Origin of the sequence: Bradyrhizobium sp. LCT2 (genome assembly GCF_009931255.1) — a bacterium.
Taxonomy (GTDB): Bacteria; Pseudomonadota; Alphaproteobacteria; order Rhizobiales; family Xanthobacteraceae; genus Bradyrhizobium; species Bradyrhizobium diazoefficiens.
In genome coordinates this window covers 3,946,493-3,962,520 of the sequence record NZ_CP034432.1, presented here as the reverse complement: position 1 = coordinate 3,962,520, position 16,028 = coordinate 3,946,493, and the positions used below count along the sequence as shown (strand labels likewise).

18 protein-coding genes are annotated in these 16,028 nt (G+C 66.0%); 10 read left to right on the top strand and 8 right to left on the bottom strand.

Going from position 1 to position 16,028, the window contains the following annotated elements:
- Positions 1–92: 92 nt before the first annotated feature.
- Complete coding sequence (locus EI171_RS18985) at positions 93–1,211, top strand: branched-chain amino acid ABC transporter substrate-binding protein (protein WP_011088421.1); 1,119 nt, start codon at positions 93–95, stop codon at positions 1,209–1,211.
- 92 nt (positions 1,212–1,303) lie between these two features.
- Here EI171_RS18985 and EI171_RS18980 read toward each other — a convergent pair whose 3' ends face one another.
- The gene (locus tag EI171_RS18980; protein WP_161534384.1) at positions 1,304–1,690 is read right to left on the bottom strand and encodes a response regulator; all 387 of its coding nucleotides are present in this window, start codon (positions 1,688–1,690) and stop codon (positions 1,304–1,306) included.
- Positions 1,691–1,915: 225 nt separating this feature from the next.
- Here EI171_RS18980 and EI171_RS18975 point away from each other — a divergent pair, with 225 nt between their 5' ends.
- The gene (locus EI171_RS18975; protein ID WP_011088423.1) at positions 1,916–4,741 is read left to right on the top strand and encodes a PAS domain S-box protein; all 2,826 of its coding nucleotides are present in this window, start codon (positions 1,916–1,918) and stop codon (positions 4,739–4,741) included.
- Between the two features lie 59 nt (positions 4,742–4,800).
- A complete protein-coding gene (locus tag EI171_RS18970; protein ID WP_011088424.1) occupies positions 4,801–5,799 on the top strand; it encodes a P1 family peptidase in 999 nt (332 codons plus the stop codon).
- A gap of 155 nt (positions 5,800–5,954) precedes the next feature.
- On the opposite strand, the gene EI171_RS18965 is transcribed toward EI171_RS18970, so the two are convergent.
- The gene (locus tag EI171_RS18965; protein ID WP_161534383.1) at positions 5,955–6,737 is read right to left on the bottom strand and encodes an EF-hand domain-containing protein; all 783 of its coding nucleotides are present in this window, start codon (positions 6,735–6,737) and stop codon (positions 5,955–5,957) included.
- 254 nt (positions 6,738–6,991) lie between these two features.
- On the opposite strand from EI171_RS18965, the gene rpe reads away from it, so the two are divergent.
- The 4 genes from rpe to EI171_RS18950 all read left to right on the top strand — a co-directional run bounded on the left by rpe (position 6,992) and on the right by EI171_RS18950 (position 8,393).
- Positions 6,992–7,693, top strand: coding sequence for a ribulose-phosphate 3-epimerase (gene rpe, locus EI171_RS18960; protein WP_161534382.1), 702 nt, complete (start codon positions 6,992–6,994; stop codon positions 7,691–7,693).
- A 161-nt stretch (positions 7,694–7,854) separates the two neighbouring features.
- Positions 7,855–7,992, top strand: coding sequence for a hypothetical protein (locus tag EI171_RS44790; protein WP_202633161.1), 138 nt, complete (start codon positions 7,855–7,857; stop codon positions 7,990–7,992).
- A 5-nt stretch (positions 7,993–7,997) separates the two neighbouring features.
- The gene (locus tag EI171_RS18955) at positions 7,998–8,177 is read left to right on the top strand and encodes a hypothetical protein (RefSeq protein ID WP_028173399.1); all 180 of its coding nucleotides are present in this window, start codon (positions 7,998–8,000) and stop codon (positions 8,175–8,177) included.
- A 24-nt stretch (positions 8,178–8,201) separates the two neighbouring features.
- A complete protein-coding gene (locus tag EI171_RS18950; RefSeq protein ID WP_028173398.1) occupies positions 8,202–8,393 on the top strand; it encodes a hypothetical protein in 192 nt (63 codons plus the stop codon).
- Positions 8,394–8,419: 26 nt separating this feature from the next.
- Here the strand turns inward: EI171_RS18950 and EI171_RS18945 are convergent, their stop codons facing one another.
- From EI171_RS18945 to EI171_RS18925, 5 genes are all read right to left on the bottom strand, one after another.
- Positions 8,420–9,853 (bottom strand): bifunctional serine/threonine-protein kinase/universal stress protein, encoded by a 1,434-nt coding sequence (locus EI171_RS18945; protein ID WP_011088428.1) that lies wholly within the window; start codon positions 9,851–9,853, stop codon positions 8,420–8,422.
- A gap of 6 nt (positions 9,854–9,859) precedes the next feature.
- Positions 9,860–10,600: a metallophosphoesterase gene (locus tag EI171_RS18940; RefSeq protein WP_011088429.1), complete on the bottom strand. Its 741-nt coding sequence runs from the start codon at positions 10,598–10,600 to the stop codon at positions 9,860–9,862.
- 117 nt (positions 10,601–10,717) lie between these two features.
- Positions 10,718–11,323 (bottom strand): hypothetical protein, encoded by a 606-nt coding sequence (locus EI171_RS18935; RefSeq protein WP_028173396.1) that lies wholly within the window; start codon positions 11,321–11,323, stop codon positions 10,718–10,720.
- Positions 11,316–11,987, bottom strand: a complete 672-nt coding sequence (locus tag EI171_RS18930) for a hypothetical protein (RefSeq protein WP_011088431.1) — start codon at positions 11,985–11,987, stop codon at positions 11,316–11,318. Before EI171_RS18930 ends, EI171_RS18935 begins: the two co-directional genes overlap by 8 nt.
- The gene (locus EI171_RS18925; RefSeq protein WP_011088432.1) at positions 11,984–12,754 is read right to left on the bottom strand and encodes a MotA/TolQ/ExbB proton channel family protein; all 771 of its coding nucleotides are present in this window, start codon (positions 12,752–12,754) and stop codon (positions 11,984–11,986) included. The genes EI171_RS18930 and EI171_RS18925 overlap by 4 nt, the downstream gene beginning before the upstream one ends.
- A 199-nt stretch (positions 12,755–12,953) precedes the next feature.
- On the opposite strand from EI171_RS18925, the gene EI171_RS18920 reads away from it, so the two are divergent.
- The 3 genes from EI171_RS18920 to EI171_RS18910 all read left to right on the top strand — a co-directional run bounded on the left by EI171_RS18920 (position 12,954) and on the right by EI171_RS18910 (position 15,396).
- Positions 12,954–14,324: a sensor histidine kinase gene (locus tag EI171_RS18920; protein WP_110116513.1), complete on the top strand. Its 1,371-nt coding sequence runs from the start codon at positions 12,954–12,956 to the stop codon at positions 14,322–14,324.
- Between the two features lie 7 nt (positions 14,325–14,331).
- Positions 14,332–14,985, top strand: a complete 654-nt coding sequence (locus EI171_RS18915) for a response regulator transcription factor (RefSeq protein WP_161534381.1) — start codon at positions 14,332–14,334, stop codon at positions 14,983–14,985.
- Positions 14,986–15,090: 105 nt separating this feature from the next.
- Positions 15,091–15,396: a hypothetical protein gene (locus tag EI171_RS18910; RefSeq protein WP_038967604.1), complete on the top strand. Its 306-nt coding sequence runs from the start codon at positions 15,091–15,093 to the stop codon at positions 15,394–15,396.
- Between the two features lie 15 nt (positions 15,397–15,411).
- On the opposite strand, the gene EI171_RS18905 is transcribed toward EI171_RS18910, so the two are convergent.
- Positions 15,412–15,999, bottom strand: a complete 588-nt coding sequence (locus EI171_RS18905; RefSeq protein ID WP_028173393.1) for a TetR family transcriptional regulator — start codon at positions 15,997–15,999, stop codon at positions 15,412–15,414.
- Between the last annotated feature and the right edge of the window lie 29 nt (positions 16,000–16,028).

Genomic DNA, 16,028 nt, shown 5'->3' with positions numbered 1-16,028 from the left:
GGTGACTTCTCCTCGAATTCATTCAAGAATGGCGCCGGTTTGGACCGGGCATGCCCGGCAACTTCCACAGGCGACCACCCGCGAGGTATCTCATGAAATCACTGAAGCTCATCGGTCTGGCATTCGGCGCGTCGATCGCGCTGTCGAGCGCGGCATTCGCGCAGGATGTCACCATCGCAGTCGCAGGCCCGATGACAGGCACAGAGTCCGCCTTCGGCCGCCAGATGAAGAACGGCGCCGAGATGGCCGTGGCTGATATCAACACCGCCGGCGGCATCAACGGCAAGAAGCTCGCGCTCAACGTCGAGGACGATGCCTGCGATCCCAAGCAGGCGCGCTCGATTGCGGAAAAGATCGCCGGCGCCAAGATCCCCTTCGTCGCCGGACACTACTGCTCGTCGTCGTCGATCCCGGCCTCGGAGGCCTATGCAGACGGCAACGTCCTCCAGATCACCCCAGCCTCCACCAACCCGCTCTTCACCGAGCGCAAGCTGTGGAACGTGGCGCGCGTCTGCGGCCGCGACGATCAGCAGGGCCTGATCGCGGCGCAGTACATCGCCAAGAACTACAAGGGCAAGAACATTGCGATCCTCAACGACAAGACCACCTACGGCAAGGGTCTTGCGGACGAGACCAAGAAGGCGCTCAACAAGGCCGGCATCACCGAGAAGATGTACGAGTCCTACAACAAGGGCGACAAGGACTTCAACGCGATCGTCTCGCGCCTGAAGCGCGACAACATCGATCTCGTCTATGTCGGCGGCTACCATCAGGAGAGCGGCCTGATCCTGCGCCAGATGCGCGACCAGGGTCTCAAGACAGTGCTGATGGCCGGCGACGCGCTCGCCGACAAGGAGTACGCCTCCATCACCGGCCCGGCCGGCGAAGGCACGCTGTTCACCTTCGGCCCCGATCCGCGCAACAAGCCGACCGCCAAGAAGATCGTCGATGCCTTCAAGGCCAAGAACATCGACCCCGAAGGCTACACGCTCTACACCTATGCGGCGATGCAGGTCTGGTCGCAGGCGGCCAAGAAGGCCGGCACCACCGACGCCAAGAAGGTCATGGAGGCGATGAAGGCCGGCAAGTGGGACACCGTGATCGGCCCGATCGAGTATGACGCCAAGGGCGACATCAAGCAGATCGACTACGTCGTCTACAAATGGGATGCCAAGGGCGGCTACGCCGAGATCAAAGGCAACGGCACCTAACGCGCTTGCCGGGCCCCAAGGCCGTTATCCAAGCATCATCACGCCCCGGCTTGCCCGGGGCGTTCTTCTTGGGCAAGCGTCCTGGACAAGGGTCAGACGGCTGCGGGCAGTTCGCCGCCCGCCGCGGCCTGGGCCTTCCGCAGCGCTTGCAGGAGATCGTTCGGCCGAAACGGCTTTTGCAGGCAGACCACGTTGGCAAGGTGAGGCGATTGTTCCATGAAATCCAGCGCCGTCATCCCGGACACCGCAATGATGGGGAGGCCCGGCGCACGCTCCCGCAGGCTCGCGATGACGTCGACGCCGCTGGTGTCGCCAAGGAAGATATCGACGATCGCCACGTCAAACGGGCTTTCCGCGAAGGCTTTCAGCCCGGCCGCACCGCTTTCGGCCTCCGCGACCTCGAAGCGATGGACCCGAAGCACGATCGCGACCATCGCACGGACGTCCTTCTGGTCGTCGATGATGAGAACACGGGGCATAGGGAAGAACTCCCGGATATCGATCAAAATCGATGATTCAAACCTGGAACCCACTCCGGCGGGAGGGCATTATGGCACCGTCCAGTAAAGCGCATCTTACCCGACCCCTATTCCGTGGTCCCACCAGAATTAAGTAATCTGTAACCTTCGGTTGAGTCGCGGCCGCAACAGTTCAAGATGTGCGCCCGTAACCCGCTACCATAGCGCCGGCCTGCGGGGATCCGAATGACGTCGATGAAAATGGCGAAGACCGGTCTGCGAGAGGTGGACGTGCCCGCGACGATCGACCGAAGCACATTCCTTTCGACCCTGCCGGCCACCTCGACCGACCGCACCGCCGCATTGGCGATCGTCGGCATATCCGCAATCCTGTTCGCATTGGCCGTCCCTTTCGCGGGTACCCCGCTCCTGCCCGTCCCGGCCTTTGTCGCGAGCTATCAATCGGCCCTCGCCGTAAGCGACATCGTCACCGCGGTGCTGCTGCTGTCGCAGTTTTCGGTCTTGCGGACCCGCGCGCTGCTGTGGCTCGCGAGCGGCTATCTGTTCACCGCCGCCGCGGCGCTGGTTCATGCCCTCACCTTCCCCGGACTGTTCACCCCGACCGGACTTTTCGGCGCGGGCGGGCAAACCACGGTCTGGCTCTACATGATCTGGCACGGCGGCTTCCCGGTGTTCGTGCTGGGCTATGCCTGGCTGAAGGAGGCCGACGGCGGCGCCAGGATCCGCGGCACGACAATCAGGGCGATCTGCGCCATCGTGTTCGGCGTCGCCGCCGCCATGGCCGTCTTCGCCTGGATCGTCACCGCCTGGCACGATCTGCTCCCGGTCCTGCTGCGCGACGGCCACTACATGCCGGCCATGATCGGCGTCGTATCCTTCGTGTGGTCGCTCAGCTTTGCCGCCCTCGTCTCGCTCTGGTTCCGCAGGCCGCATTCGGTGATCGACGTCTGGCTCATGGTCGTGATGTGCGCCTGGCTGTTCGATATCGCGCTCTCGGCGATCGTGAACGTCGCGCGCTTCGATCTCGGCTTCTACGTCGGCCGCCTCTACGGCCTCTGCGCGGCGACCTTTGTGCTCGCGGTGCTCCTGGTCGAGAATGTCCGCCTCCAGGCGCAGACCGCGAGCATGGTCGGCGCGCTGAAGCGCCGATCGGACGCCGAGCGCGACTATCACGCCGAGCGCGAGCGGCTGTTCACCGCCGTCGTCGAATCCTCCAACGACGCCATCATCACCAAGTCGCTCGACGGCACCATCACGACCTGGAACAGCGCGGCCGAGCGCGTCTTCGGCTACTCCGCCGATGAGGCGGTCGGCCGTTCCATCGACATCATCATGCCGGACGATCAGCGTGACGATGTCGCCGAGAATCTGGCCCGCACCCGCAACGGCGAGGTCATCGACCAGCAGGAGACCGTACGGCTGCACAAGAGCGGTCAACCCATCGACGTGGTGCTGAGCCAGGTCCCGCTGCGATCGACCGAGGGCAAGATCATCGGCGCGTCCAAGGTGGCCCGCGACGTCACCGAGCGGAAGCGAGCGGAGATGGCGCTCAATCGGGAGATCGAGGAGCGCCAGCGCATTTTCGAGACCTCGCAGGATCTGATCCTGGTCACCGATGGTTTCGGCAATTTCATCCAGGTCAGCCCCAGTGTGAAGGACATCCTCGGCTTCAGCCCGGACGACATGGTCGGGCACAGTGCGATCGAGTTCATCCACCCTGATGACCTCGAGAAGACGCGCAGTGAGATGCGCGCGGCCCGGCGCGGCGCGGTCAAGCGCAGCTTCGAGGCGCGCTACTATCACTACGATGGTCACGAGGTCACGCTGAACTGGATGGGCACCTGGTCCGAGCCGGTGCGGCGCCATTTCTTCATCGGCCGCGACCTCACCGAGAAGCAGGCCGCCGAAGCTCAGCTCCGGCAGGTCCAGAAGATGGATTCGATCGGCCAGTTGACCGGCGGCGTCGCCCACGACTTCAACAACGTGCTGACCGTCATCACCGGCACGATCGGTATTCTTGCGGATGCGGTCGCCGATCGTCCCGAACTCGCCGCCATCACCAAGCTGATCGACGACGCCGCCGAGCGCGGCGCGCAGCTGACCAAGCACCTGCTCGCCTTCGCCCGCAAGCAGCCGCTCCAGCCGCGCGAGATCGACGTCAATGCGCTGACGCTCGAGGCCGCCAAGCTGCTGCATCCGACACTGGGCGAGCAGATCACCATCATGCCCCAGCTCACCGAGGATGCCTGGCCGACACTGGTCGATCCCGGCCAGCTCTCCACCGCGATCCTCAACCTCGCGCTGAACGCGCGCGATGCCATGCCCGACGGCGGCACCCTGGTGCTCGAGACCCGCAACGTCTTCCTCGACGACGGCTATGCCAGCATGAATCCCGACATCGTTGCCGGCAATTACGTGATGATCGCGGTCAGCGACACCGGCACTGGAATTCCGGCCGATCTGATCGAGCGGGTGTTCGATCCGTTTTTCACGACCAAGGAGGTCGGCAAGGGCACCGGCCTCGGGCTCAGCATGGTGTTCGGCTTCGTCAAGCAGTCCGGCGGCCACATCAAGATCTACAGCGAGGAAGGCCACGGCACGAGCGTGAAGATCTACCTGCCCCGCTCCACCGGCGTGCAGGAGACCGAGTTCGAGGCGCTTCAGAACGCGCCCGTCGCCGGCGGCAGCGAGAAGATCCTGATCGTCGAGGACGACGCTCTGGTACGGCAATACGTCGTGACCCAGATCAAGAGCCTCGGCTACGCCGCGCTCGAAGCCGCCAACGCAGCCGACGCCCTCACCATCATCGACGCCGACAAGGACATCGACCTGCTCTTCACCGACGTCATCATGCCGGGCGCCATGAACGGCCGCCAGCTCGCCGATGAAGCGGCCCGCCGCCGCCCCGATCTGAAGACGCTGTTCACCTCGGGCTACACCGAGAACGCCATCGTCCATCACGGCCGGCTCGACTCCGGCGTGCTGCTGCTGGCCAAGCCCTACCGCAAGTCCGAGCTGGCCAAGATGCTCAGAACGGCGCTCGCCAGTTGAGCCTGCGGCATCTCTGCGCTATCGCAGAAGCGAACTCCTCATCAGCGCGCGAGGCCACCTTGAAAAATCTGCTGACCGACATCGCCGGCGTCCGCGTCGGCCATGCCGAGGATGCCAAAGTCGCCTCCGGCACGACCGCGATCATTTTCGATTCCCCCGCGGTCGCGGCGATCGACGTCCGCGGTGGCGGCCCCGGCACGCGCGAGGACGCACTGCTCGATCTCGCCAATACCGTCGAACGCGTCGACGCGATCGCGCTGTCGGGCGGCTCCGCCTTCGGCCTCGATACCGGCGGCGGCGTGCAGGCTTGGCTCGCCGAGCAGGGCCGCGGCCACCGGGTTCGCGAAGCGCTGATCCCGATCGTGCCGGGCGCGATCCTGTTCGATCTCCTCAACGGCGGCGACAAGGCCTGGGGACGCTTCTCGCCCTATCGCGACCTCGGCTACGCCGCGGCAGCCGCCGCCGGCACGGACTTTGCAATCGGCAGCGTCGGCGCGGGCTTAGGTGCCACCACCGCGACGTTCAAGGGCGGGCTCGGCTCAGCCTCGGCGGTGACGCCTGATGGCGTCAAGGTCGCGGCGATCGTCGCCGTCAATGCAGTGGGCAGCGTCACCGTCGGCAACGGGCCGTGGTTCTGGGCGGCGCCGTTCGAGGTGGACGGCGAATACGGCGGACGCGGCCTGCCTGACAAGTTCACCGACGACATGCTGCGCATGCGCATCAAGGGCGGTCCCGCCGCGAGCGCGCGCGAAAATACCACGATCGGGGCCGTCGTCACCGACGCGGTGCTGACCAAGCCCCAGGCCAAGCGGCTGGCGATGATCGCCCACACCGGCTTCGCCCGCGCCATCTATCCGGTGCATGCACCGACCGACGGCGACGTGCTGTACGCGGCTGCGACCTGCGAAAAGCCGATCGAGCCGCTGGTCGGCCTCACCGAGCTCGGCACCGTCGCCGCCAACGTGGTCGCGCGCGCAATCGCACGCGGCGTGTATTGCGCAACCGCGCTGCCGTTCGGCGGCGCGCAGCCGGCATGGCGGGACCGGTTTGGTGGGTAGTTGAACGCCCGTCACATCAGGTGTCATCGCCCGGCGAAGACCGGGCGATCCAGTATTCCAGAGACGGTTGTGATTGAACCGGAAGGCCGCGGCGTACTGGATGCCCCGCTTTCGCGGGGCATGACAACGCAATTTGGCGAGAGAGCGCTCTTAGCTCACACGCTCATCGACATCGACGAGCCGGCGGTCGCTGAAGCGCCTTGCCCCAGCCCGCCTTGCCGCTGCATCAACTGCGCGAACAGATCGTAAGCCGAATTAGGGGAGCTGGAGGCGCCCGGGACCGTCGTCGACATCTTGAAGCCGTCGGCATAGGTGACGGTGGTGGTGGTCGAGCCGTCGGCGGCGGTCGTCGTGGTCGAGGTCGATCCGCCGCTCGGCTTCGAGGAGGAATCCGATCCCTCGCCGGAGCCGCTGGCACCGTGGGCATGGCCGCGATGGCCGCTCTTCAGCGCCTTCGACATCTCGTCGAGGCTGACGTTGCCGTCGGAATTCGAATCCAGCTTCGAGAACACGTCATCGGCCTGCGCCAGATTGGTGCCGCCGGCTCCCAGCGCTTTCTCGAATTCGGACTTGGTGATCTTGCCGTCGCCGTCCGCATCGATCTGCGAGAACAGGTCCTTCAGCGCAGCGTCCCGGCGGGTCGAGGACGACGAGTTCGACGAGGTCGAGGTCGTCGCGCTGCTGGTGCCGTCCGACGATTGGCTTTGCGCGGCGATCAGCGCGCTCATCGTCTCCGGCGCGATCTGCGAGCAATTGCCCGAGTTGGCCGACGAGGTCGCGCCGCTGCTCGTGCTGTTGCTGCCGCTGTCGATCGCGAACGGATTGGTCGGCGCGCTTTGCGATGATCCCGCCTTCTGTGTCGAGGACGACGATTTCGGGTTTGTCAGCGACTGGATCGCGTCGAGCGCCGTCGAGACGGCGCCAAGAGCAAACAGCATTGCACAACTCCAACCGATGCGGCATGCCGCGGTCAATGTTCCGGGGAGGAAGTCAGCAAGCGCCGTGCCAGCGCGAAAAGCTCAATGAATTCCGCTTCCAGCGCACCTGGCGCGGCCCGGCGATATCGGCAATTCGTGCCGGTGACGGCAGAAATTTCCGCCCACAGGCAGCGCGCCTGTCCTGCATTGCCCGCCACGGAGGCCCATGTTAGGCGAGACCCATTCCTCTTCCGGCCGCCACGGGAAACAGCGCCATGACCCAAGCCTTCACCCCCCGCCCCCTGGCAATCGCCCCCTCGATCCTGGCCTCGGATTTCTCCAGGCTCGGCGAAGAGGTGCGCGCGGTGGACGCCGCCGGTGCCGACTGGATCCATCTCGACGTGATGGACGGGCACTTCGTCCCGAACATTTCCTATGGCCCCGACGTCATCAAGGCGATGCGCCCGCATACCAAGAAGGTCTTCGACGCGCACCTGATGATCTCGCCCTGCGATCCCTATCTCGAGGCCTTCGCCAAAGCCGGCTGCGACCACATCACGGTCCATGCGGAAGCAGGTCCCCATCTGCACAGCTCGCTCCAGGCGATCCGCGCGCTCGGCAAGAAGGCGGGCGTCTCGCTCAATCCGGGCACGCCCATCGGCGTACTGGAATACGTCATCGACCTGGTCGATCTCGTGCTGGTGATGTCGGTCAATCCCGGCTTCGGCGGCCAGGCCTTCATTCCCTCCGCGATCGGCAAGATCCGCGACATCCGCGCGATGACGGCGGGCCGTCCGATCGACATCGAGGTCGACGGCGGGGTCGGTCCCGACGTCGCGGGCGCGCTCGCCGCGGCCGGCGCCAACGCCTTCGTCGCCGGCACCTCCGTGTTCAGGGGCGGCACGCAGGACGCCTACAGGACCAATATTGCCGCGATCCGCAATGCCGCCGCAGGCGCCCGCGGCGAAGCCATCTGAGCCGCATCGGACTCTGCACGAGCGGCGAAAACCTGCGGCTCTTACGGGTGCCGCAGCGCGCGATGCCTAAAATTGCAACTGCGACCCGTACTCATCCGGGCTTCACTGATTCGCGCAAATCACCGCTATTGGCTCCTGCCTGCTTTTGACGGGAGCACATCATGACGACGACCCTGGTTTGGACTGGCGTGGCGTTGTGGATTGGTTTCAGTGCATTTGTGGTGTTTGGCCCAACGGTCGGACCGGAGAAGGTTGCGGCCCGTTCCGCGCGCATCCATCGCCTTCATCGCCGGGGCTGACGTCCATGCAGATCGCGGTCGTAAAATGTCAGCCGAAGCGCAGGTGCCGGATTCCGCGTCGCCCGCATCCGAGCCTCGATTATTTCTTCGGCCGCCTCGAGCGCGCCGACGGCGCCATGGATGACGATGCCGAGCTCGACAATTCGGAGCTCGACCATTCGTTGCCCTCGCAGCGCCGACACTGAGAACCTCCTTTCCGGATCAAATCCATGAAACCGCATTGCCCGAACTGCCTGAAGGAAATGACCAAGGCATCCGCGTCGCGTAACCTGTTCAATTGCGAGCCCTGCCGCGAGATCATCCAGTATTTCGGCGGCAGCGCGGATCACGGCGAGCCCGGTCCGCAATTCTCCTGGCCCATCCGCCGCAGGCGCACCGGCCATACCGCCCACGCGGCCTGATCTCTTCTCGGCGACGCCGGGCGCGCCTATCCCGCCGCCTCGCCGGCATCGGCCTCATCACCCGCCATTCGCGGCGGCCGCACCACGGTGACGGTGCAGGCCGCTTCCGCGGCCACCTTGGCCGAGACGCTGCCGAGCAGCGTGCGCCTGAATGAGCCCTGCCGCGCCCCGATGATGACGTGGTCGACGTGGTTGACCTCGGCGAATTCCAGGATCGCAGCGGCCGGATCGACCGCCTCCAGCACATGAGCCGACAGCCGGCTCTCGTCCAGCTTCAGCGGCGTGGCCCAATGCCGGAGCGCCACCAGCCGGTCGATATGCTTGTTGGAGCCCTGCTCGTCCAGCGTCCGGTCGATCGCGATACGGTTGAGCTTCAGGACGTTGAGGCAGGCAAGCCGCGCCGAGGGCAGCGTGGCGAGAATGCGCTCGGTGGTGACGCGCAGCGCCTCGTTCAGCTCGGGCGCGCCTTCCGCCGTGTCGAGCGCGACCGCGAGGATCGGGCTCGATGCGATCTGGGCTGCGACATCCGATTTCGCGCGCGGCTGCATGACGCCCTGGTTGAAGCGGCGCCGCCAGGCGACGCCGAGGGGGTCGCGCTTCATCCGTTCCGAGCGTGTCGTGAGCCTGACCTGGTCCGGATGGGTCAGATCGAAGGCGAGCTGGGACGCCGTCGGATAGCGCCGCACCGGCTCGATCTCGAGACAGCGCAACACCACCTCCTGGAGCCAGGGCGGGTAGTCGGCGCGCAGTGCGCGCGGAGGATGCGGATCGCGCCACAGCCGGCGCCGCATCGCGCGCAGCGTCTCGCCCTCGCCGAACGGCCGCTCGCCGGTCGTGAAGAAATAGAGCAGCACGCCGAGCGAGAACAGGTCGCTGCGCGGATCGTCGCGCACGCCCAGGAGCCGCTCCGGCGCCATGTAGGGCGCGGTGCCGTAAGGCAGGCGGAACTCCTCCTGCAGGAGATCGGGCAGATGGTTGTGGTGCGACAGGCCGTAGTCGATCAGCACCGCCTCGCCGCTCTCGCGGAACATGATGCTGCTTGGCTTGATGTCGTGATGGATCACGTTCTGCCGATGCAGATCGGCGAGCGCGGTCGCGATCTTCGCGACCAGCAGCCGCGCCTCCTCGTATGGCAGCGGCAGGTCGGCCAGCCGCTTGTAGAGCGTGGTCCCGGGGATGCGTTCGATCACGACATAGGCCTGGTGGGCGAAATCGCCGGTGCCGAAACACGAGGGGACGTGCGGGCCCGCGAGCCGCGGCAGGATCATCATCTCCATCTCGAAGGAGACGATCGCGGCGGGGTCCTCACCCTCCGACACCCGCGGAATTTTCATCAGCAGCGGGACGTCGATGCCGGGATGGGTGACGGTCCACAGCGTCGCCATGCCGCCGGCATGGACGCATTCGCCGATGGTGTAGCCGTCGATCTCCGCGCCTGATTTGACCAGGGGTTTCGGCATCGGCCTCTAGCGTCCCTGCGACAGCCGGTCGGCGAGCCAGGGCGGCAGGCCGTTCTCGCGGATCTTGTTCGCCGCGCTCGCGATGTCATAGGGCACGCGGCAATAGGTGATCTGGCACGAGACCGTGTCGAACAGCACGAAGGATGCGGATGGATCGCTGTCGCGGGGCTGGCCGACCGAGCCGAGCACGGCGAGCCATTGCCGTCCGCGCAAAAGCTGCACCGGGACGTCGGTCTTCGGCACGAAGCTCGTCATCTTCGCCGTCACCGACATCGAATAGAGCGCCGGACGATGAATGTGACCACAGAACGTGACATGGGCGGGCGTCGCGATCAGGCTCTTGGCGGCATCCGCCGTCGAGCGGACGTAGTGCCAGCGCTGGGGACTGGAGGCTTCCGAATGCACGAACAGCCGGTCGCTGTCCGCCACCAGCATTGGCAATTCGGCCAGGAACCGGCGCTGCGCGGCATCAAGCCGGCCGCGGGTCCATTCGATCGCGATCTGCGCCTCGGCATTCATGGTCTCGGCCGAGGAATTGACCGCCTGGTCGTGATTGCCGCGCACGGCCACGGCGCCCCCGGCGACGAGCTCCATCGCGGTATCCACGACCCATTCCGGATCGGCGCCATAGCCGACGAAGTCGCCGAGCAGGATGAACCGCTCTGCGCCCTTCGCACGGGCAACCTTCAGGCAAGCCTCGAACGCCTGTCGGTTGCCGTGGATATCCGAAAAGACAGCGAGAAGCACGCACCCTCCACCCTCAGGTTCTTATCGAAAGCCGATAAGGCCAAATTGAGGGACGTCAAGAAGATGCGCCAGCGCGGGGCCGTTTTCCAGCGTGCCCCCGCCGCGATGGTCAAGGGTCTATTGCTCGTCCTTCGGCGGCATCCGGGGCGGCGGCAGCGGGGTGAATACCGCGCCCTGCGCACCGGCCGGCGGGGCGTTGAACTCGCCGGTCGAGGAATCGCCCCCGCTGGTCTCGAGGATGGTCTTGGGCGTCACATACTCCCGGACCATGTCGATCAAGCTGCCCTCGCCACCGCCGAAATCCGCGGCGCGCCCGCCCTGCGGATGCCCGGCCGCGATCTCGTTCTGCGCCGCGTGGGTCTTGTTGGCCAGCCGGTCGTCATAGGGCACGCGGAAGGCCCGGGGGATGCCGCTCGGACGATTGTCCTCGTCGAGCTGCTCGACCCAGAGATAGATCGAGCCTGGATCGCCCTCCAGCGAATGCGGCTCGACGATGCGGGCCTGGAGCAGCTTGAAGGCAGCAGGCAGCCGGTCGGCGCTGGCCCAGCCGAGCAGCCCGCGCATTTCGGTGAAGCTGACGACGTAGAAAGCGCTGGTCACGACCACCGCGACCGCCTTCAGCGCCCAGTGCAGCCGCGCATAGACCAGCACGACCAGCAGCAGCGCGCCGATGACGGCATAGGCGACCGACAGCGTGAGGATGACCGTCTGCAGGTTACTCACGGCGTATCCTCACACCGGTCTTCGCATCGACGTCGGCGCCGTTGCGCCAACTGCTGCGGAACGTCTCCAGCAGCGATTTCGGCCGCTGGTCCACATTGACGACCTTGCCTTCCGCATCGAGCCGGAACCGCACCGCGGTCTTCTCGTCGCCGGTGTGGTCGAGCGTGAACTTGTTGTCGAAGATGACCTGCGCGGTCGGATTGAGCTTCTGCACCTTCACATTGGCCGTCACAGGCTCGCCGGTCGTGGCCACGAAGTGGGAGACGTTGACGGTGTATTCGCCGGCAACGATGCCGCGCACGGTGACGATCTCCTCGCGGATGGGCGAAGCGATCTTCTTGCCGTTGACGATGATGAAATCGTTGGCCCCGCCGCGATCGTCGCGGTCGAGCGTGAGGAAGCCGGCCTCGCGATGGCGATACCAGGCGATGTTGCCGGCCGGATCCTGCACGAACAGGTCGAGATCGTCAGGGTGATTGTCCGGCCAGTCCAGCGTGATCATGAACTCGGCCTTGGAGTCGATCTTGCCGTCCTTCGCATCCGGCGAGACCGCAAGCAGCGCCAGGAAGAACAGGAACGCGATCACCTGGAGCGCCTTGAACAGCATCACGCCCAGGGGATCGAACGGCTCCTCGCGCGGATAGAGACCGAAATCATCCATCATGACGGGATTCCGGCGCCCTTGCGTTCCAGCACCGGCGTCACGTACGTCTCGGTCAGCACCACCGCATCCGAGAACACCCGCTGGGTCGCGGCGTCCAGCATGTAGTACTGGATGCGGACCAGGATCGAGCCGACGAGGCCCGCCAGCGTCGTGTACATTGCAACCGCCATGCCGTCGCTCATCAGCCCCATCGAGGACCGCATCGCGACCTTGTCGGCGGCATCCAGCCCGGCGATCGGCGCCAGCATGATGATGAAGCCGATGATGGTACCGAGCAGGCCGAGCTTCATCAGCGTGTCCGAGACGAAGGCGCCGAAGCCGTTGGAGCCGCGCAGGCGGTCGGCCAGCGTCCGCAGCAGCAGCGTCTGGTCAACCGGCCGGTAATCCTGCGCGGCGGCCTTGGTGACCAGGCTGTCGATATGATCGCGCACCAGTCCGCGCGGCAGAGCCGTCGCGCTCGCATCGAGCAGCTTGCTGCCGCCGGGCGCCGCGAGCGCCGCCCTGCAGCGCCGCGCCGCCGCCCCCTCCCGCGCGATCGCCCGCGTGCGCAGGAAGCAATGGCCGCAGGTGAGGACATAGAGCAGCGCGATCACGCTGGAAATGTAGGTCCGGTCCGAGGTCAGCATCAGGTGGATCAGGCCGAAGCGCCACAACAGCACGACGGCGAAGATCGACAGCCCGGTAAAGATCATCCAGAACAGGAGCGCGCTGCGCTCGGATGGGTCGGCAGCAGACCCTGCGATCGGTCCAATCGTCATCGAACTCATGCTGCACCGCTCCTGGCTTGCAGGGATTGTCCTGCAACGATTCCACCCCGATTAGATCAAAGCCGCCACGCCCGGTCCAAAGACCCATGCCCAATCCGGCTTGGGAAATTTGCCCGAGCTGCAATCCGGCCCAAACCCTGCGATTGGCAAGGCGCGGCGGCGTTGTTAGGCTGACCTTACCAAACTTTGGGGTGATCGCATGCGCCTCGTGCTTCAGCTTGTCGCCCGTCTGCTTCTCATTGTGGCGCTCTGCCTGGGCGCGGCGACCGTATGGGCCACGTTCGAGGCCTATCGCAGCGTCGACCGGTCGACTGCGGCCTCGGCGCAGCGGGTCGCGCAGGCACTTCAGGCGCTGTACTGGCACGAGCTGTTGCTGCGCAGCAGCAGGGCGCGCGAACATCTGCTGCCGGTTCCGGAGTGGCGCACGCTGGACACGATGAAACTGATCTCGCCCGGCGTCTGCGTCGAGTTCCAGCCCGCCGTCGCATTCGAAAAGCCGCTATGCGGCCAGAGCGAGGGGCTAGGCAAGATGCCGCCGCGCTGGTTCGCATCGATCGTCCCGACCTTCCTCGGCAGCCACACCGAGGTGGTGCGGCCCGTCAGTCCGCGCGCCGCAGCCGCCGGCACGGTGGTTGCGACGCCCGATGCCGCGGCCGCGATCTCGCTCGCCTGGGAATACATCCTCAACGTCATCGACGTCGCGCTGCTGATGGCGGCGGCAATTGCGCTGCTGGCGTCGCTTGCGATCGCGCATACGCTGGCGCCGGCACGCGCGATCGTCACCGCGCTCCAGCGCATGGCGCGCGGCCATTATCGCACCAAACTGCCGCGCTTCCGCTCCATGGAGCTTGCTATGATCGGGGGCGCCGTCGGCGAGCTCGGCACCCGGCTGGAAGAAGCCACCGAACAGCGCGCGGCACTGACGCGGCGGCTGATCGAGATCCGCGACGACGAACGCCGCGCCCTCGCCCGCGAGCTGCACGACGAATTCGGGCAAAACCTCGCGGCCATCCTCGCTTTCGCCGACACCATCGAGACGGCGAGCGCGAAGCAGAACAGGGAAGACGGCATCGCGCAGGACGCAAGGATGATCTCGCAGGCGACCCATCATCTGATGGCTTCACTGCGCGATGCGCTGAAGCGGCTGCGCAATCCCCTGCCCGAGGAGCTCGGGCTGGAGGCGAGCCTCGTCAATCTCGTCGACAGCTGGCGCTCGCAGAGCGCGGCGCGGCCGACCATCCAGCTCGATCTCAGGGGCGATCTCACCGACATCAGCGGCCCGGCCGCCACCACCGCCTATCGCGTCGCCCAGGAATGCCTGACCAATGCGCTGCGCCACGGCGCGGCACGCGAGATCTCGTTGCGCGTCGAGCGGCGCGCCGGCGAGGACGACGCGCTGCTGATCCGGGTCGAGGACGACGGCGGCGGCGATGCGGAACGCGTGGCGCGGTCGGCGGGCTTCGGCCTCACCGGCATCCGCGAGCGCGTCGCAGCCGCCGGCGGGTCGCTGTCGATCCTGCCGGCCAGAGGCGGCCTCAGCGTCGCCGCCACCATCCCGCTCGCCGCGTGAGGCCGAGATGAGCGAGGTTGCGGCAACAGGCATCTCCGTGCTGCTTGTCGACGACCACCCCATCGTCCGGCAGGGCTACCGGCGGGTGCTGGAAAGCCAGGGTGACCTCCATGTCGTGGCGGAAGCCGACAACGCCGCGGATGCCTACGGCGCCTTCAAGGCGCACGATCCTGATGTCGTCGTGCTCGATATCTCGATGCCCGGCGCCAGCGGGCTGGAGGCGATCCGCAACATCCGCGCCCGCAGCCCGCGGGCGCGGATCCTCGTCTTCACCATGCACAACGAGGCCGTGCTGGTGAAGGCCGCCTTCGGCGCCGGCGCCTCCGGCTTCGTCACCAAGAGCAGCGAGCCGTCCGCGGTCGTGAATGCAATCCGCAGCGTCGCCCGCGGCGAGCGCGCCATGAGTGACGACATCGCGCATATCCTGGCCGACGACAGCCTGTCGCCGACCGGCTCAGTGCTGGATCAACTGGGCGAACGCGAGATCGAGATCCTGCGCCAGTTCGCCGGCGGCGCCACCACCGAGCAGATCGCGACGCATCTCAATCTCAGCGTCAAGACGGTGCAGAATTATCACTATCTGATCAAGACCAAGACCGGCGCGCGCACCGATGCACAGCTCGTGCGGCTGGCGGCGAGTTGCGGGCTGACGAAGATCTAGCAGCGGGGCTGCCGGATTCCTCAAGCGACGTGTTGTTCTTGAATCTGCTGAGCGGGATGGAACGGAGGCCATCCAGCTTCGGTTAGTAGTAGTGGAGGAATCGCCATGAGTAAGGCTCATCACAAGGCAATCGACCATCCCCCGATCATCACCGTAGGCGAGCTTATCGACGAACTCTGCCGCTTGCCCGATACGGCCGTCGTCCACTTCCACTGCCCCATGCTCGAACAGGAACTGACATTCTACCGCCTGCGAAAGCGGTCAAAGGATGTCGTCGAAATCGCGGTCAATGCGTATCCGGAGAGCCCGCCGGTCGTTCCAGCAGCCAACGGCGCGCTTCACCCGCGCAGGCACGCAACTGCCTCGCCCTCCGTTCGCGAGGGCGCGCTTCTTCACAAGGCAAGAGGGTGAGTTAGGCGTCGCGGTCTATGCCGCCTTCAACCCGCGCAGCAGCAGCGCGAGCGTTGCATCGACGCGCGCGGGCAGATCGGCGTCCTTCCACTCGTCGGCATGGGCCGGATGGTGGAAGCGGACGGTGGCATCGAAGATCGCGCGCGCGGTGGCCTTGACGTCGTCCACAGCGAATACGCCCTGCTTCACGCCGTCGGTCAGGATCGCCGCGATCTGGTCGATCATGGTGTCCTTGTGACATTTGACGGCTGCGCAGGCCTCGCGCGCCAGCGTGAGATAGGTCTCGAACATCTCGGGATCGTCGAGCACACGCGAACGCTTGGCGGCGAACAGCGTGCGCAGCCAGCGGTCGAGCCGCACCGGCGCGGGCCCTTCCTCCCTGGCGATCTGGAGCAACGGCGCGTCGATACGGTCAAGCCAGCGTTTGGCAACGGCCTCGCGTAGCGAGGCCTTGCTCGGAAAATGGCGATAGACGCTGCCGTGGCTCACATCGAGCGCACGGGCAACGTCGACCACGGTGGCCTTGGCAAGCCCGTAGCGCCTGAGCACGTCCTCGGTGACTTCGAGGATCCGCTCCGGCGTCAAGACAACGGCTTCATTCATGCCAGCACCATGTTCCCGCCCGGGGTTCA

What these genes read in the sequence shown, in the direction of transcription:
- EI171_RS18985 (WP_011088421.1), top strand. Translation starts at nt 93, where the DNA reads ATGAAATCACTGAAGCTCATCGGTCTGGCATTCGGCGCGTCGATCGCG.
- EI171_RS18980 (WP_161534384.1), bottom strand. Translation starts at nt 1,690, where the DNA reads ATGCCCCGTGTTCTCATCATCGACGACCAGAAGGACGTCCGTGCGATG.
- EI171_RS18975 (WP_011088423.1), top strand. Translation starts at nt 1,916, where the DNA reads ATGACGTCGATGAAAATGGCGAAGACCGGTCTGCGAGAGGTGGACGTG.
- EI171_RS18965 (WP_161534383.1), bottom strand. Translation starts at nt 6,737, where the DNA reads ATGCTGTTTGCTCTTGGCGCCGTCTCGACGGCGCTCGACGCGATCCAG.
- rpe (WP_161534382.1), top strand. Translation starts at nt 6,992, where the DNA reads ATGACCCAAGCCTTCACCCCCCGCCCCCTGGCAATCGCCCCCTCGATC.
- EI171_RS44790 (WP_202633161.1), top strand. Translation starts at nt 7,855, where the DNA reads ATGACGACGACCCTGGTTTGGACTGGCGTGGCGTTGTGGATTGGTTTC.
- EI171_RS18955 (WP_028173399.1), top strand. Translation starts at nt 7,998, where the DNA reads ATGCAGATCGCGGTCGTAAAATGTCAGCCGAAGCGCAGGTGCCGGATT.
- EI171_RS18950 (WP_028173398.1), top strand. Translation starts at nt 8,202, where the DNA reads ATGAAACCGCATTGCCCGAACTGCCTGAAGGAAATGACCAAGGCATCC.
- EI171_RS18945 (WP_011088428.1), bottom strand. Translation starts at nt 9,853, where the DNA reads ATGCCGAAACCCCTGGTCAAATCAGGCGCGGAGATCGACGGCTACACC.
- EI171_RS18930 (WP_011088431.1), bottom strand. Translation starts at nt 11,987, where the DNA reads ATGATGGATGATTTCGGTCTCTATCCGCGCGAGGAGCCGTTCGATCCC.
- EI171_RS18925 (WP_011088432.1), bottom strand. Translation starts at nt 12,754, where the DNA reads ATGAGTTCGATGACGATTGGACCGATCGCAGGGTCTGCTGCCGACCCA.
- EI171_RS18920 (WP_110116513.1), top strand. Translation starts at nt 12,954, where the DNA reads ATGCGCCTCGTGCTTCAGCTTGTCGCCCGTCTGCTTCTCATTGTGGCG.
- EI171_RS18915 (WP_161534381.1), top strand. Translation starts at nt 14,332, where the DNA reads ATGAGCGAGGTTGCGGCAACAGGCATCTCCGTGCTGCTTGTCGACGAC.
- EI171_RS18910 (WP_038967604.1), top strand. Translation starts at nt 15,091, where the DNA reads ATGAGTAAGGCTCATCACAAGGCAATCGACCATCCCCCGATCATCACC.
- EI171_RS18905 (WP_028173393.1), bottom strand. Translation starts at nt 15,999, where the DNA reads ATGAATGAAGCCGTTGTCTTGACGCCGGAGCGGATCCTCGAAGTCACC.